Below are 16052 nucleotides of genomic sequence, written 5' to 3'. Positions count from 1 at the left end.
TCGTGTCTTTTGCATACCTCGCAGGACGCTGCCTTACAGAGCCGCCACTAACCTCACCTCGGCCGGTCTCACGGGCCCCATGAAAGATTGATCGCTGGAGAACGCATGCGTCGTATCGTTATCACAGGCATGGGTGCCGTCAGCCCGCTCGGAGCCGATGTATCGACATCCTGGGCTCGGCTCCTGGCCGGACGTTCGGGCATTCGACGCCTCGCAGACGAGGTCGTAGGAGATCTGCCCGCAAAGATTGGCGGCACGGTTCAGACTCTGGAGGAAGACCCCGAGGGCGGCTTCGACCCGAATACCGTGTTTGCTCCGAAGGATCAGCGCAAAGTCGACCGCTTTATACTTTTTGCACTGGCGGCAGCGGAAGAGGCCCTCACGCAAGCTGGCTGGAGACCGGTGTCGGAGGTGGACCGTCTTCGCACCGCAACAATCATCGCCTCCGGCATAGGAGGTTTTCCGGCCATAACCGAAGCGGTGCGGACAGTCGATCAGCGCGGTCCACGCCGCCTCTCGCCATTCACGATCCCGTCCTTCCTGGTGAATCTGGCGGCGGGCCAGGTTTCGATCCGTCATGGTTTCAAAGGTCCGCTCGGCGCACCGGTTACCGCTTGCGCGGCAGGTATTCAGGCGATCGGTGATGCGGCGCGCCTCATCCGCGCGAATGAAGCCGATATCGCCGTGTGCGGTGGAACGGAAGCATGCATGAACATCGTCAGTCTCGGTGGTTTCGCGGCGGCACGGTCTCTGTCGACCGGCTTCAACGACAAGCCTGACAAGGCCTCGCGTCCCTTCGACATGTTGCGTGACGGCTTCGTCATGGGAGAAGGTGCCGGCATCCTTGTCATCGAATCGCTGAGCCATGCGCTTGCCCGCGGCGCGAAGCCGCTCGCCGAACTTGTCGGTTACGGAACGACAGCGGACGCTCATCACGTCACCTCCGGTCCCGAAGACGGAGGCGGCGCACGCCGAGCCATGGAGATCGCGATTGCCCAAGCCGACATTTCGCCTGGTGAAATCCGCCATCTCAATGCGCATGCGACATCCACGCCGGTCGGCGACCTCGGCGAGATCAATGCCATCAAGAGCGTCTTCGGCGCCAATTCCTCGATAGCAGTAAGCGGCACGAAGTCGGCGACCGGCCACCTGCTTGGCGCCGCCGGCGGTCTCGAAGCCATCTTCACGATCCTGGCGCTCAGGGATCAGGTGGCGCCGCCAACCTTGAACCTGAACGCCCCAGATCCAGCGGCTGACGGAATAGACTTCGTAGCAAACGAGGCCCGACCATTGGAGATCGACTTTGCGATCTCCAATGGCTTCGGCTTCGGAGGCGTCAATGCCAGTGCGATATTCCGGCGCTGGACGGACAAACTGGCTGGCGCTTGAGCCGACCCGCTCATCACGGACAGGCTCAAATGGCAATTCATTGGAGATTGGCGATGACTGCCCGAAACATCGTTGAGCTGAAGCCCAGGATCACCGTGATCGGTGTCGGCGGCGGCGGTGGAAATGCTGTCAACAACATGATTGCGGAGGGCCTGCAAGGTGCAGACTTCGTCGCTGCGGACACCGACGCTCAAGCGCTTGCCCTTTCAAAAGCATCCCGCATTATCCAGCTAGGCGCGAACGTCACCGAAGGTCTTGGCGCTGGCTCGCTCCCGGAAGTCGGGCGCGCGCGGCGGCTGAGGAAACCATCGATGAAATCATGGACCACCTGGCCGGAACGCATATGTGTTTCGTAACAGCGGGAATGGGAGGTGGAACCGGAACCGGCGCAGCGCCTGTCCTTGCCCAGGCCGCACGCAAGGCTGGGATTCTCACCGTAAGCTCAACGGCGTCGATCCGTTTGCGTATCTTGCCGCCACGCTCACCTCCATCGTCAATGGCCACCAACAGAGCCGGGTGAATGAGCTTATGCCGTGGAATTACACAGGACGAACAAGAGACTGAAGTCTGCTGTCGGCCCCTAAGCGGTCATTCGCCCCAGATCGCGATGCCAATCCAAACAAAAACGAACCATACGAGGCCTGATGTTGCCAAAGCAGCAAATATGGCGGCCGCCAGACCTGCACGCCGCCACACATAAGCAGCAGCCGATGAGGGTAGCGCAACTAGCATCGTGATTTCACTTAGAGCGAAAGCGGGATGCACGCCACCTGAGAAACCTACCGCATAGATGAGTTGCCATAGATAAAGCCAAAGGGAAAGTCCTACGAAGACAATGATCCCCGCAGCGGCTCCCAACAACAAGCCATGCTGTTTCGAAACATGCTGCAGTTCCCATAGGGCTGGCAGCAAAGACGCCGCACCTATGATCAGAACGCTCAAGTTCATGTCGCCTATTTGCCGTATCTAGTCTTACGGCATCGGTTATATGATAGGCATCTGTCCGCCGCAACGTTTCAACAAATCGAAGCCATGACAGCTTTTTGGCGCGAAGCAGACTTCTTTCGTGACGCTCAGCGAACCTGATATGGTTGCCGCAGAGACGAGGATGCCGAACGCCATGAGACTTGCTCACATCAACTTAGTTGCCCGCAACGCGGAAGCGCTCGCCGCGTTCTACGTGAACGTCATGAAATGCGATGTTCTTCGGGAACCAAAGACGCTGTCCGGTGAAAAGGTGTCGAGAGGGAATGGGCTTTCAAACTCTGAGATTCGTACAATCTGGCTTAAATTTCCGGAACTGGAGCGGCCTTTTCTGGAGATTCACGAACACACGGTCACCCACCAGCGTGACCAGCCAAGGGTCAACGAACCCGGCTTTGGACACTTGGCATTCGAGATGGAAGACATTGGCGACACACTTTCCAACATCATCCGATCTGGAGGGGCGCAGATTGGACAAATTACGGATTTCGGAACGCCAGAGAGGGCGTATCTGATCGCTTATGCGCGCGATCCGGAGGGAAACGTGCTTGAGCTTGAACAAAGGTCTCATGACCGATAAAGGCGTGTTCCGGCCGAACGCGTTGTCGCCTTCCGGCCCGAAGCCGCCCCGCCTCCAGATGATCGCGAAGGACAGCAATGGGTGGAAGGCTGCCATTTGGCGTAACAACCTGGACGGGACGGTTGCGCCATGAATGGTCAATCGCAGCGCGTCGGAAGCGCCATCCTGGCATGCTTGTAATCGCGCGGCATGGGGCGCATCTTCGCGCAGCGGGCGCGAGGCGGAGGAGAGATAAAATGGCTTGGTTCTGGGTACCTGCGATGGTCACTTTGATCATCCTGCCTGTCGGCGTGGCTTCCGCACAAACATTGACGAGCGCCGAGATCAAGGCGGCACTGGAGGGAAATTCGATCAGCAATGAGAACGAGGTCCAATATTTCAATCCGGACGGCACGGCCATATATCGAAAAGGAAGTGAGAAGGCGACCGGACAATGGGGGGTCGAAGACGACAAATTCTGCTCCGACCTGAATATTGACGCTCGCTATCCCGCAGAGGGCGAAGACAGAGTCGGTGAATGGAAGTGCTACCCGGCCATTCGTGACAAGAAGCGTATCTCCTTCATTATTGACCGCCACGCACACACTTGGGTGATTTCCGAGGGCAACAAGGTCGACTAGGGGAAGTCCATTTCGGGTCAAGCCTGCGAGTTGGTGACTGTCCGGCAGAAGGCACCAATGGGTCCGAATGCCGACATGAACGCGCCAGCGGCGAGCTTCCGCTGTTGGCGCAAAGCAGCCAAAGCTCTCGACGCTGACAGAGTGTCCGCTCGGGCTGAAAGCGCTCTATACGCTCCAACTTCTTGAGGGGGATCGAACGCGTATCCCTTCGATCAGTTTAAGCCGAAGGAATGCTACGTTCTTGTTTCAATGATATAAAAGAGGACGACATTCTTCCCACTGAGGATGTGAAGGCTTAGCTCGGTAACTCATCCGGCCATCGCTGCGCTCCATGCAATACGCGCAGGATGCGGATGGTCTCGCCCACTATTTGATAGGCCGCTATATAAGATGTCCCGGTGACGACCAGTTCACGGGTCCGCGATCCGACCGGGTCTGCCGCTTTCAGGGAAATCCCATAGCCTCTGTGCGGTGGAAGCGATGGCTGGTCCACCGCAATAGCTGCGACTGCGTTCTCGGCCTCGATACGCGAAAAGATGCCGTCGCGGTCCGAAAGCGCGAATGCCGACCAAGTAACTTTCACGATTTCAGCTTACCCGCCCTAGCGCGTGCGGTAGCCCGCCGCGCGGCAAAGTGTGCTTCAGCCTGATCGTCGGAAACGTCGGGCCTTGTGTCTTCCAGTGCTTCGAGCACCTTGGCACGAAACCAGGTGTCATGCGCCTCACTATTAGTGACCAATTCAAGAGGAAGCGCGCCTTCATTGGCGGTGCGGGTCAGCAGGATCCTAACCGCATCCGAAACGGTGAGGCCCATACTTTCGAGGACGGACGACGCACGATCGCGAATCTCCACGTCGATGCGCGTTTGGACAAGTGCATTTGCGGCCATGGCAGACTCCAATGAAAGAAGACAAGGGGCAAAACACCAGCATTTGCGGGCTTTTCCTTGGGTTCTGTTGTTATTTGACCGGCATTTTCGCCGATCGGCTAAATCTCTTCCCTGTGGACGCCCCGGTGAATGCAAGAAGAGTTTCGGGCGGTATTACGCGCGTAGTCGGGTGGTGACATCTATCCGGCCTTTCGCGCGACCGTTCATCCGTCGCTGGCCCGTATGGGAGTTCGCGGATCGGGATCCAAATCAATTCGGCGTGCTTGAAGCACTCCGGAGAATACTGGTTTTCCCGACCCCGTCTCATCGACTGTTGCGCCATACCTTCCGTTTGACCTTCCTACATTTCGACGACCTCTGGCCGGGCGGTTATGCCGCCACTCGTGCTGGCACACTAGCAAATTACAGCCTCCAATTTACCGCAAACATGCGGGCTGCGGCCTCTCGAAGCGCGGCAAGGCCGACTTTTCCTGCGATCGTGCCATTCATGAGTTTTTTCATCGTCGAGGGCCTGGGGCACCGGCCATCGATGATCAGCATCTATGCCGGGGCTCTCTCGTGCCTCGCAATCGCAGGAGACGGAGTGGCAAACATCGTCTGGCGGATGGCCGCAATGGCCCGCCAATAGCGGCCGAACTCTATGTGACCGGCCGCCGCTTCTAGGGCCTATTTGCCCGAAAGCTTTCTGAGCTGCTCTACGAGTTCCGCATGAATCTCGGGTGCTGAAAAGACAACCTCTTCGCCGAACTGATCGGCAGGGATACCAGAAGGTCTGGACACTAGGGTGCTTCGCACCGGCCTCAGTGGCAATGAGACCAGCCACGTCCCTAGCAAACAGGGTTTCTGTACGAGCGAGATCTGCTTCGATCGCCTGTCCATCTGGCTCGGTGATCGCGTCCTTTGCGATGTGAGTGATAACGCCGGGAACGGTGCCGTACTGCGTAAACGGGAATGCCTCCAGCTTGACGTTAACGGTCTACCCTACCCTTACGAACCCTATGTAGCTGTTGGGCAGGTAGGCTTCGATACAAAGGGCCGGCTCGGCGGGAACAATCCGCATTAACTGAGTGCCGCTGGTGACAACTTGGCCAATCGTCGTCACCGATGGATCCTGAACGGCGCCGTCGACAGGGCCTGAAAGTATCGTGTGGGTAGATGCGGCGTTAGCCTGCCCGAGCTTTTGCTCGAGGTCGTCAACCTGTCTCGATGTCAGCGATTTTCTGGAGGTTGTCCGCGACGAAGCTATCTCGCACCTTGAAGAACGCTCGTCGCTGCCAATGTCGTGCTGGCATCGGCATGCCTCCCGTGCTGCATCAGGCAATCGAAATATACGGCGACCCCATCGAATGCTTGCTGGTGAGTTATGTCAGGGTTCATTTCGGATGGTCGAACGCGGGATCGATCCAACAAGGCGGCGTGTATACGGGTGCTGTGGGTTACTGATAATACGCTCGGTCGGTCCCTCCTCGACGATCTCGCCAAGATATAGGACATAAATGCGCTCGGTGATCTGGCGGACGACAGCGAGGTCGTGCGTGATGAAGAGATATGAGAGGCCCCGCTCAGCTTGCAGGCGCTTGAATAAGTTAAGCACCTGCGCCTGCACCGAGACGTCGAGGGCAGCTACTGGTTCGTCGCACACTAGGATTGCCGGTTTGACAGCCAGCGCGCGAGCGATGGCGACTCGCTGGCGCTCGCCGCCGGAAAGCGACACCGGGCGGCGGGTGGAGTATGCGGCAGACAAACCGACCTCGGCCAGCAGCCCCGCGATCCGTTCCGGCGTCGCTTTGCTACTGGCGTCCGCCGACGCCCCCAGGGCCTCGCCCAGGGCCTGCCCAACGCTATGCTTGGGATTTAGTGTCGAATATGTATCCTGGAAGATCATCTGGATTGTCTGCCGAACGCGCGCGCGGTCCGCCTTCGCCATGGCATCGAAATCCGCTGCCGCGATTCCGTTGATGCGGATGTCGCCTGCAGTCGGGCTTTCGAGACCGACAAGGCAACGCCCGATCGTGGTCTTTCCTGAGCCAGATTCGCCAACAAGGCCCACGCTTTCCCCGGGCATAACGTGTAACGACACACTTTTTACCGCGCAGATCGGACGGCCCTGTCTGCCCACGAATGTCTTGACGAGTGCGTCGATGCGAACGAGCGCCTCTGTGGCTACTGCTGGGCGCGGCGTTATCTCCGTCGCCGAGAGGGGCGCCATGCGCAGAAAGTCAAGTTCGCTCTGAATCTCGTCCTGACGGATGCATGCTGTCAACCGGGTCGTATCGCGAGCCACCAGCGGTGGTTTGCCGGTGCGGCAAATCTCCTTCGCCCAGTCGCAGCGGTTCGCGAAACCACAGCTGTCGACAACATCGGCCGCGCGCGGCACGAAGCCCGGGATCGCGACCAGGCGATGGACGCGAACATCGACGGGAGGTTCCGAGAGTAGAAGTCCCAAGGTGTAAGGATGCAATGGTTGTCGCTCCACGGCCGCGGCATCGCCGACTTCGAGTATCGAGCCGGCGTAGAGTACATAGATGCGCTGACAGGTCGCGAACGCGAGTCGTAGGTTGTGGGTCATGAGAATGAGGCTCATGTGACGCTCGCGCTGGACACGACGCAAGAGCTTGATGATCTCCGCCTGAGTCGTTACGTCGAGCGCCGTCGACGGTTCATCGGCAATAAGCAATTCCGGGTCGCGAGCGAGAGCGGCGGCAAGCGCGATGCGCTGGCACATCCCCCCCGACAGCTGGAATGGCATGCGGCAGGCGACGTCCTCCTCGACTATGCCCACTTCTGCGAGGCGTCTTTTCACCTCCTTCGCCCTTGCAGCGCGCGAGGCAAATGCGGGCCGATCACGCAGCATCTCGTCAATGTGGTCGCCGCACTGCATGAGCGGATTCAGCATTGTGAACGGGTCCTGCATGAGCATCGACACACGAAACCCGCGTATTTGCCGGAGTTCGCGCTCGGAAAGCCGCATCAGGGGGATGCCATCGAGCATGATGGTGCCAGTGGCATTGATGCCTGGCGGCAATATACCGGCGATGGCCCGTGCCGTGAGCGATTTACCGGACCCAGATTCGCCGACGATAGCAACGGTCTCGCCCCGCTTCACAATGATGTCCAAGGACGTTGTAATGGGCACGACACCGTGTGAGATCGCTAACTTCTCGACCTCGAGGAGCAGACTATCTTCACCTGCGCGCGCTACGGTTCTGTTCATTTTGCGAACCGCTCGAACAGCCAGTCGCCAATGAGGTTCATGCTGACGGCCGTAAGGATAATCATTCCTGCTGGCAGGAGCAATGCAACCGGATTGGAGAAGAGGATATTACGGTTTTCGAAGAGCATCCGACCCCAGTCGGGGGTCCCCGGCTCAACGCCAAGGCCGAGAAAAGATAGCCCGGCGAGATTGACCAACGCGAATGCAAAGTCGAGGACTACATACGCGAGAATGATCGGGCCGACATTCGGGAGGATGTGCAGGAACAGAATACGAGTTTTCGAGATCCCAAGAGTGCGCGCGGCCTCGATATAGGGAAGCGGTCGCTGCTCAAGGACCGCGCTCCGCACAATGCGCGTATCCGGGGCGGTGAAAAGGACGCCCAGGACGAGGACGGCAGTCCAGTATCCGCCTCCCACCACGCCGACGACGACGATCGCCACGAGCGGTCCCGGCAGCGCGAGCATGAAATCCGCGCAACGCATGATCGCAGAATCGACGAAACCGCCAAGATAGCCAGAAAGAAGGCCAAGTAGGGTCGCTATTGCAAAGGCTCCGACGGCGACGACGATGGGGCCCACCAGGGCCGTTTTCGCACCGTAGATCACGCGCGACAGCACATCGCGGCCGAGTAGATCCGTGCCGGCAATGTGAACAGGGGAAGGCGGAGTATCGCCGACTTCAAGACGCTGGCGGAACGGTGAATCGGGGGCGATCCCCTCCCCGAGAACGGCGCAGGTTACCACGGCCGTGACAATCAGCGCGGCAAGGAGAATAACGATCGGAATGCGCAATCGCTGCTTCCTCCTCCCTGTCTCGCCGATCTCTGGGACCCTCATGACCCAACTCTGCCAAAGCGGATGCGCGGGTCGATCATCGTATAGATCACGTCGACCGCGAGATTGACCAGTACGACGAAGGCCGAGAAAAGAAGAGTGGTTCCTTGGATAGTCGGAATGTCGCGCTTCTGGATCGCATCGACCGCCAAAGCGCCGAGACCTGGCAAAGAAAAGGTGACCTCGACGTAGACCGCGCCGGCCACAATGCCGACGACAATGAGCCCTGCGGCAGTGACCAGGGGAATAAGAGAATTCCTGAGCACGTAGGCAAACAAGATGCGACGCCAACTCAGGCCACGAGCCCGCGCAAACGTAACATAGTCTCGGGCCAGCTCCTCGATCATCGCCGCGCGGGTGATTTTGACGACGATCGCCATGACCGAGATCGCAAGCGCAAGCGCCGGAAGCGCTAGGTGCCAGGCACGGTCGAAGAACCCTCTTCCTGGACCGTAGGTCGGAAACCAGTTCAGCAGAACACCGAAGACATAGAGAAGGAATATACCGGTGACGAAAGCCGGCGAACTGGCGCCGAAAACGCCGAGCGCGACGACTAGCCGGTCGAGCCTCGTGCCACAGTGGAAGGCGGCGACCGCACCGAGCAGGATCCCGGGGCCGAGAACAAGAACAGTGCTCATCAAGGTAAGGAAGATCGTGACGCCGAGCCGATCCGCAATGGTGCCCGTCACCGCCCGGTTACCCTGGATGGAGACGCCGAGGTCGCCTCGCATCACCTGCGAAAGCCACTTTCCATATTGGAGGAGGAGCGGATCGTCCAAGTGGTAACGCGCGCGGATGGCTGCGAGCGTTGACGGGTCTGGCGCGCGCGTGCCAAGCAACGAATGCACTGGGTCGCCGGGCGCGATGTGGATCAGTGCGAAGACGCCGAAGGAGATCATAAGCAACAGTGGAATCGCCAGGGCGAGCCGCCGCATGATGAAGAGGACGAGGCTCGAGCCCGTCATTGGGGAGACCCGAGATTGCGCTCGAACCAGCCGATCGTGCGGCAGCGAAGCTTGCGAAGTCGTCCGAATTTCGCTTCCAAAAGGTCCATTCTGCAGACACCTTCAATCCTTGGAGGAGCGCACGGGCGTCGATCCGTGGCGAAAACCATGAAAATGGCCGTGCCCAAGCAGTGCAGTGATCCTTTACGCTAGGCCGAAACCCCGTATCGCCCACGGAACACTGTACCAGAAGGCGGTGTAGCCGGTGAGCTTGTACTTTTTGTTGATCGCCATCGCCGAGTAAGGCCAGAAGATAGGCACGACTGCGACTTCCCTGTGAGCGATCTCGAACACGACCCTCAGCGCATCCGCGCGTACCTTCGGGTCAGCGTTTTCGGTGGCGAACTTCAGTTTAGCTTCGACTTGGTCGTCAATGAAGTTCGACCCGTTCATTCCACCCTTTTTCGCATTTCGCTTCGCGAAGAAGAGGTCGGGATAGCTCGCAACGTCGGCGTAATCCGGGTAGTACGCCATGATCTGCATGCCTAATTTGTCGTGGTTGATGTAGCCAGCAAACCAGGTGGCGTTGTCAACGGGCTGGATGTGGGCGCGGATACCTATCTGCCTCAGGTTCTCCACCACCGACTCCATGATGTTGACCATATAAGGATCGTCGGTCGATGCGGGGACGGTAACGTCAAAGCCGTCCGGATGGCTGGATTGTGCCAGTTCGGCCTTCGCCTTGTCCAAGTCAAAACCATAGTGCGGCAGCAACGTTGCGTAGAAGGCGCGAACGTCATCGGCCAGCACCCCGGACCACATTTCGGGTGGGTTCAATTCCGTCGCGGGCTCGCCTTTGCCCTTGAGGAGCGCTTTGACCAGGCCTTCCCGATCCACAGCATGGGCCACGGCACGACGCACGTGAATATCGTCGAACGGCGGCGCGGAATGGTCGAGGGTAAGGGCAAACACACCAAGGGACGGCCTGGCGATAATTTTGACGTTTTCCAGCGCATTCCACTGGTCGACGTCCGAGAGGGCGAGATCGAAGGCGCCGTCGATTTCGCCTTGCCGCATGGCAAGAAGGCGGGTCTGCCGATCTGGAATCGCTCGGAGAGTAATCCGATTGACCACGGGCCTCGCTCCCCAATAGTCGTCGCGCGCCTCGAGAATGACATGATCCGACGGAACGAATTCAACAAGCCTGTACGGGCCGGTCCCCAGCGGCAGAAGCTCTGGCGAGCCGATCTTCTTGTCTGCGAGCTGCTCCTTCTTGAAGACGAACCCCGCCATATGAGCAGCGGTAAAGGCGAACTGCGCGTTCGGCGCCTTCAATTTGACGATCACCTCATTGGGCGCCAGCGCCTCAACCTCCGCGACTGAATCGTAGAAAGAGGCGAGTGGCGAGTGGGAGTCCGGGCTCATGTGATACTTGAAAGTGGCGACGACATCGCCGCCCGTGAGCGGACTTCCGTCACCGAACGTGACGCCGCTGCGCAGATGATACTTGATCGTCAGTGGATCAACCTGCTCCCATTTATCAGCCGATGCAGGCTGGAGATTGAGATCGTCGCCGAAGGTTAGCGGTCCTTCCTGGACAAGCGACATGATCGCGCCAGTAGAGGTCAGCCAGGCATCCGGAATGAAAAGCGTATTCGGGATATTGGATAAAGCCCATGTAATGGCATCAATCTGCTCCCCCGCCTGTGCCAAAGACACCCTCGCGAAAGTTCCCGCCATGGAGACGGCGGCATGCGTCACTCCCGCAACTAAAACGTGACGTCGTGTCAACCCGATTGCCATTAGCTTCTCCCCATGAAAGCCGGTCCTATGTGCAAGCCGGGCGCACAGGATAAGTGATTGTCGCGCAATCAATGTCGCTTGTGAAGAAGGCGGCCGTTCGTTACGGCAAACTGCGAGAGTTTCGCGTCCCGCAACCCAACATCAAGGTTGAGCAGGACGCTTCTCAAAAGTCCATCCGACCAAGTCATTGGCCGCGTCCCCTGCTGAAAATCGGGAGCAGGCTTCAGGTGCACTAGACCAGGCGGGCGCTTGTCTTAGCCATGCACACTGCTGGAGCGCCGGGGGAACAGGTGCTAGCATACCCCCTGGAACTGATGGAAGGCTCTCATGGAATTTGACATCCGGAACCCAAGCTCAAAATCCAGCCGAGGCGGTGCCAGTGGAGGCATGACAATGACCCGAGGGGGGTATTGTGATGGCCGGGCCTGACCCCGGCCGAAAGCCGGCACAAGACGTTCGGAAGACGATAACAATTCTTATCGCCGACATTGTAGATTCCTCACGCCTTAGCCTCGCCCTCGATCCGGAGGCACTCCGGAACCTACTCGCCCGCTACTTTGATCAGATGATCGCCACTATCCAGCGGCATGGCGGAGTCGTAGAGCGATATCTCGGTGACGAGATCATGGCCGTGTTTGGTGTGCCGGTACTACACGAGGATGACGCAATACGGGCAGTATCCGCCGCTGTCGAAATGCGCGATACGCTTGCGACGCTCAACCACGAGCTTGAGACCGTTTGGGGCGTCCAACTCGCTCACCGAATTGGCCTCAACACCGGGGAGGTTTTTACTGGCATCGACAGGCAGGGACATCGATTTCTCACTGGCGAGGCAGTGCGTGTTACAAAGCGTCTCCAGGAGGCCGCAGCGCCCAACGAAATCCTGATTGGGGAAGCAACATACAAGCTGGTTCGCCACGCGGTCGTTGTAGAATCCAGTAGCGCGCGTGCGGTCAAGCACGGCGAGAAGTTCCCTGCGATCATCGTAGTGGGCCTCATCTCCCGCGCCACCGGCTTTCAACGCCGGTTCGAGGCGCCGTTCGTCGGACGCGAGCACCAGCGGACGGCGATCAGCACTATCTTTGGTGAGTTGATCAATAGTAGAACCTCTCACCTATTGACCGTGTTGGGTGAGGCCGGGGTAGGGAAATCGCGGCTTGTTTCGGAGGCCGCCGGAAGCCTTCCAAGCGAGGTAATTGTCGCACACGGCAGATGCCTGCCCTATGGCGATGGCATTGCTTATTGGCCGCTTGCGGACATCATCCGGGAGATCACACGAGCTCGAGGCGGAGACCCTAGCAAGCAGTCCGTGGCGGACCTTGCGGAAATCCTAGCTGGAGTCGATAAGGCCAAACTCATCGCCGAGCGCATAGCTGAGATTCTCGGGTTCGGCCAGGGAGACACAAGCGCCCGTGAGGAGACTTTCTGGGCCGTTCGGCGGCTTTTCGAGGTCTTTGCACGAGAACGGCCGCTGGTGGTTGTGGTCGAGGACCTCCATTGGGCCGACCCAACGTTCCTGGACCTGATCGAACATCTTGTAGATTTCTCGCGCGGTTTCCCCATCGCGATAGTTGGGTCGGCACGACCAGAATTGCTCGATACACGGCCGGATTGGGGACGTGCGAAGACAAATGCGACGACGGTCGCGCTTGAACCGCTGAGCGAAGCGGAATCCCGTGAAATGATGTCGAATCTGCTCGACCGCCTCCCGCTATCACCCGCGGTCGAGTCAAGGATCACACGCGCCGTTGGGGGTAACCCGCTGTTTGCGGAAGAGCTTATAGCAATGCTCGTTGAAGAAGAGCTGCTCAGGCGCAATGAGGACTGTTGGGTCGCTCGCTCGGATCTCTCGGAGCTACCAGTCCCGTCGACAATTAACGCCCTTCTAGCTGCTCGACTCGAGAGTCTCCCGTCCCTTGAGCGCACCATCTTGACGGCCGCAGCAGTCGAGGGCGCAGTATTCCATCGGAGTGCCGTCAACGAGCTCGCCGACGTCGTGCTAGACGTACTGGAGGACGGTCTGCTCGCACTTGTACGCCGGGATCTGATCCGCCCGGAGGCGCCGTCGTTCGTCGGCGAGAAGGCCTATCGCTTCCGTCACGTCTTGATCCGCGACGCGGCATATCACTCCCTGCCGAAGAACGCCCGCGCCGACCTACACGAGCGCTTCGCTGCCTGGCTCGAGCCAACGGCCAAAGACCGGCTGCGCGAGTTCGAGGAGATTATCGGCTATCACCTCGAGCAGGCCTTTCAGTACCGGGTCGCGCTCGGTCCGCGCGACGAGCGCGCGGCTGCGCTTGCGCTTCGGGCGTGCGAACGGCTTAAGTCAGCCGGGCGGCGGGCGCTTGTCCGCAGCGACCTTCCTGCGGCGATCAGCCTACTCGAGCGGGTTTCCCGTCTGCTTCCCACCGATGATCCGCAGCGAATTGCGCTGCTCGCCGAGTTGAGCGGCGCTCTGATCGAAAGCGGCCGGTTGGACGATGCCGGGCGCGTATTGGAGGAGGCGGAGCGGCTTGCAACCGCCAGCAACGACCAGCGATTGGCAGCGCATGTGTTGGTCCAGCGGCAGTTCCTGCAACTCCTCCAGGGCGAGGAAGGCGCGCTGGAGAAGGCGGAACGCGCAGCGGCAGTCGTGCTCCCGGTCTTCGAGCGCCTGGGGGACGACCTCGGTCTGTGCCGTGCATGGCGGCTCGAAGCGTGGCTATTTTTCAACGCAGCACGCGGCGAGGCGGCCGCTGGGGCGTGGGAGCGCGCGGCTGCCCACGCACGACGAGCAAAGAACCTGCACGAGTACCACGAGATTCTTACGTGGATTGCGTCCTCACTTTGGTTCGGGCCGACCCCGGCCGCCGAGGGAATCCGCCGCTGTGAGGCGATGCGCGCGGACGTGGGCGAAAGCCTCGAATCAGAGGCCGCAATTCTCCGGCAGCTCGCATGCCTCAATGCAATTGCTGGCCGCTTCGAGATTGCTCGCGAGCTCATCGCGACAAGCAACGCTACCTACGCTGACCTCGGGCTCACGCTGTACGTGGCGTCCTCCGAACACGAGGCCGTCGTCGAGTTGCTCGCCGGGAACGCCGTTGCGGCCGAGAAAAGTGCCCGCGAAGCATACCGCGCGCTCGAGGAGATGGGCGAGCGAGCGTTCCGCTCGACGATGGCCGCGTCCCTCGCCGTCGTGATCCTCCAACAGGGACGCGATGAGGAGGCGGAGGGCTTTGCCAAGCTCAGTGCCGAGCTGGCTGCAAGCGGCGACCTGGTGACGCAAGTCCGTTGGCGTCGCGTGCGCGCCCGCGTGCTCGCACGTCGTGGAGAGATCCGTCAAGCGGAGGCGTTCGCACGAGAGGCATTGGCGATCGCTGAAAAGACCGACTTCGTCAACGACCGGGCCGATGCTCTAGTCGACCTTTCTCACGTGCTTGAGAGTTCGCGACAGCGGAACGACGCGGTCGGTGCAGCGTCTGCAGCATTGCATCTATACCAACTCAAGGGAAACATAGTGGCCGCGGAAGCGACCCAACGCTACCTGCGCAAACTCGCGAGTATCTGACCCCTAACGGAGGGAAGCACTCGTCTCTACCAAGTGAGACGGCCTCTCAAAATCATCGACCGTGTCGTGCCTTAGAGGTATCGCACTTGGTTCCGAAGGCTTCGAGGAGTATCAACCCATCGTCTTCGACATATACACAACGATTTCCGCGATCTATTCGAGGGTTTCGAAAATCTCGTCCAGCTTCTTTTTGACGCTGGCCTTGTCGCCGTAAGGAAAGGACGAGTCATTGCCTTTCGACCCTCCGACATTTTCGTCAGTGCCAGTGTCATCGTTGACGATGACACGATAGTCGCCCTTTTCCGATTTCACGATGGTGATCGTTACGTCCTTCATTTTGCGTTCTCCTCTTTCTTGTCGGACACGAGGCAAAACACGCGGACGGGAAATGTGTTGATCGGGCAAGGAGCCGCGTATCCTATTGCCTTCGGGAGATTCTCCGACACCGATACTTCGGCATGCTAATACACAAGTTCAATTGGATCTTCAGACCACCAGATATAGCCATTCTGATTACCGTCTTTCCAATAGACGAGCGCTATACCTACCGCTGGTCCTGGCTGGAATGTTCCCCGATTATAGAGCCGAGTGTTTGCAATCCACTTGCCTGCTACCGCGAAGGCACCACTGGATTCCGATCCGTAGTAGGTCTGGGCACTCCCGGTGCTCGACTGGACTATCCAGGCGTCGACCCACTTCGGCTTCTGGTTGGCAGTCAAATCGAGCGGACCCTTTGCAAGTTCGACACGACCATTGGTTATTTTCTGCACGGCGTCCCAATTGGCTGGCATGACTGATCTCCAATCGCAGTAGGGGCAACGCGCCCGAAATCATAAACAAGAGATTAAGCACGCCGTCCAATATGTCCGATTTTTCTGAAATGAGCTATATAAAAACTGACGTCGAATAACATGTAATTTGCATAACTTGATACCATCGCACTAGATTAACGTTTATTACAACAATAGTATGGCCAATAGTGAAATCTCGTCTTCGTTTTATACTCGTTTGCACATCGACATTATTTCATTCTATATATCATTTATGTAGCTCTTGGCTGCATGGAATAGAGAACCCTTGTATCGAACCCGGTCCGTAAGAAACCGTTCAGAACCAGCTTGGCTTTGAGACTGCCACTGAGCAAGGCGTAACGACGCAAGACTGACTCCGACCTTCTGGTTAACTTCATACCTGCTTTTCATCTATTTACTACACGCAGATCCGCAATAGCTCAGCTCACCGGCACG

The 16052-nt window shown here is 58.8% G+C and carries 12 protein-coding genes and 3 pseudogenes; 6 read left to right on the top strand and 9 right to left on the bottom strand.

All coding sequences use genetic code 11. The annotated features are described in order from the left end of the window. Positions 1–105 precede the first annotated feature (105 nt). The 3 genes and pseudogenes from fabF to FHX09_RS01260 form a co-directional block, all read left to right on the top strand. Positions 106–1389: a beta-ketoacyl-ACP synthase II gene (gene fabF, locus FHX09_RS01270; RefSeq protein WP_184449117.1), complete on the top strand. Its 1284-nt coding sequence runs from the start codon at positions 106–108 to the stop codon at positions 1387–1389. 53 nt (positions 1390–1442) lie between these two features. After that, positions 1443–1828 (top strand): annotated as a pseudogene (locus tag FHX09_RS01265) (cell division protein FtsZ); the annotation flags it as partial. Next, positions 1828–1953 (top strand): annotated as a pseudogene (locus tag FHX09_RS01260) (transposase domain-containing protein); the annotation flags it as partial. The pseudogenes FHX09_RS01265 and FHX09_RS01260, both read left to right, overlap by 1 nt. Before the next feature lie 24 nt (positions 1954–1977). On the opposite strand, the gene FHX09_RS01255 reads toward FHX09_RS01260, so the two are convergent. After that, on the bottom strand, positions 1978–2331 hold the full coding sequence (locus FHX09_RS01255; protein WP_184449115.1) for a hypothetical protein: 354 nt from the start codon (positions 2329–2331) through the stop codon (positions 1978–1980). Positions 2332–2455: 124 nt separating this feature from the next. On the opposite strand from FHX09_RS01255, the gene FHX09_RS01250 reads away from it, so the two are divergent. Both FHX09_RS01250 and FHX09_RS01245 read left to right on the top strand, forming a co-directional pair. After that, positions 2456–2953 carry a VOC family protein gene (locus FHX09_RS01250; protein ID WP_348649151.1) on the top strand — a complete coding sequence of 166 codons (498 nt, stop codon included), beginning with the start codon at positions 2456–2458 and terminating at the stop codon, positions 2951–2953. Positions 2954–3189: 236 nt separating this feature from the next. Then, entirely contained in the window at positions 3190–3573 is a 384-nt protein-coding gene (locus FHX09_RS01245; protein ID WP_184449113.1) for a hypothetical protein, read from the top strand. Positions 3574–3868: 295 nt separating this feature from the next. Here FHX09_RS01245 and FHX09_RS01240 read toward each other — a convergent pair. The 6 genes and pseudogenes from FHX09_RS01240 to FHX09_RS01210 form a co-directional block, all read right to left on the bottom strand. Beyond that, a pseudogene (locus tag FHX09_RS01240) lies at positions 3869–4156 on the bottom strand (type II toxin-antitoxin system RelE/ParE family toxin). Then, positions 4153–4461: a type II toxin-antitoxin system RelB/DinJ family antitoxin gene (locus FHX09_RS01235; RefSeq protein WP_184449109.1), complete on the bottom strand. Its 309-nt coding sequence runs from the start codon at positions 4459–4461 to the stop codon at positions 4153–4155. Before FHX09_RS01235 ends, FHX09_RS01240 begins: the two are co-directional and overlap by 4 nt. 1366 nt (positions 4462–5827) lie before the next feature. Further along, positions 5828–7675, bottom strand: a complete 1848-nt coding sequence (locus FHX09_RS01225) for an ABC transporter ATP-binding protein (protein WP_184449105.1) — start codon at positions 7673–7675, stop codon at positions 5828–5830. Then, positions 7672–8469, bottom strand: coding sequence for an ABC transporter permease (locus tag FHX09_RS01220; protein WP_246699362.1), 798 nt, complete (start codon positions 8467–8469; stop codon positions 7672–7674). Before FHX09_RS01220 ends, FHX09_RS01225 begins: the two co-directional genes overlap by 4 nt. Before the next feature lie 41 nt (positions 8470–8510). After that, positions 8511–9476, bottom strand: a complete 966-nt coding sequence (locus FHX09_RS01215; RefSeq protein WP_132588005.1) for an ABC transporter permease — start codon at positions 9474–9476, stop codon at positions 8511–8513. A gap of 183 nt (positions 9477–9659) precedes the next feature. Then, positions 9660–11258, bottom strand: a complete 1599-nt coding sequence (locus tag FHX09_RS01210) for an ABC transporter substrate-binding protein (RefSeq protein ID WP_132588006.1) — start codon at positions 11256–11258, stop codon at positions 9660–9662. Positions 11259–11673: 415 nt separating this feature from the next. Between FHX09_RS01210 and FHX09_RS01205 the strand changes: the two genes are divergently transcribed. Next, on the top strand, positions 11674–14805 hold the full coding sequence (locus FHX09_RS01205) for an AAA family ATPase (protein ID WP_184449101.1): 3132 nt from the start codon (positions 11674–11676) through the stop codon (positions 14803–14805). Positions 14806–14958: 153 nt separating this feature from the next. On the opposite strand, the gene FHX09_RS01200 is transcribed toward FHX09_RS01205, so the two are convergent. Both FHX09_RS01200 and FHX09_RS01195 read right to left on the bottom strand, forming a co-directional pair. Continuing rightward, a complete protein-coding gene (locus tag FHX09_RS01200) occupies positions 14959–15141 on the bottom strand; it encodes a hypothetical protein (protein WP_132588008.1) in 183 nt (60 codons plus the stop codon). A gap of 125 nt (positions 15142–15266) precedes the next feature. Next, positions 15267–15596, bottom strand: a complete 330-nt coding sequence (locus tag FHX09_RS01195) for a hypothetical protein (RefSeq protein ID WP_132588009.1) — start codon at positions 15594–15596, stop codon at positions 15267–15269. Positions 15597–16052 lie beyond the last annotated feature (456 nt).

Origin of the sequence: Rhizobium sp. BK538, from assembly GCF_014197575.1 — a bacterium.
Lineage (GTDB): Bacteria > Pseudomonadota > Alphaproteobacteria > Rhizobiales > Rhizobiaceae > Rhizobium.
This window is presented reverse-complemented; position numbering and strand designations above follow the sequence as displayed.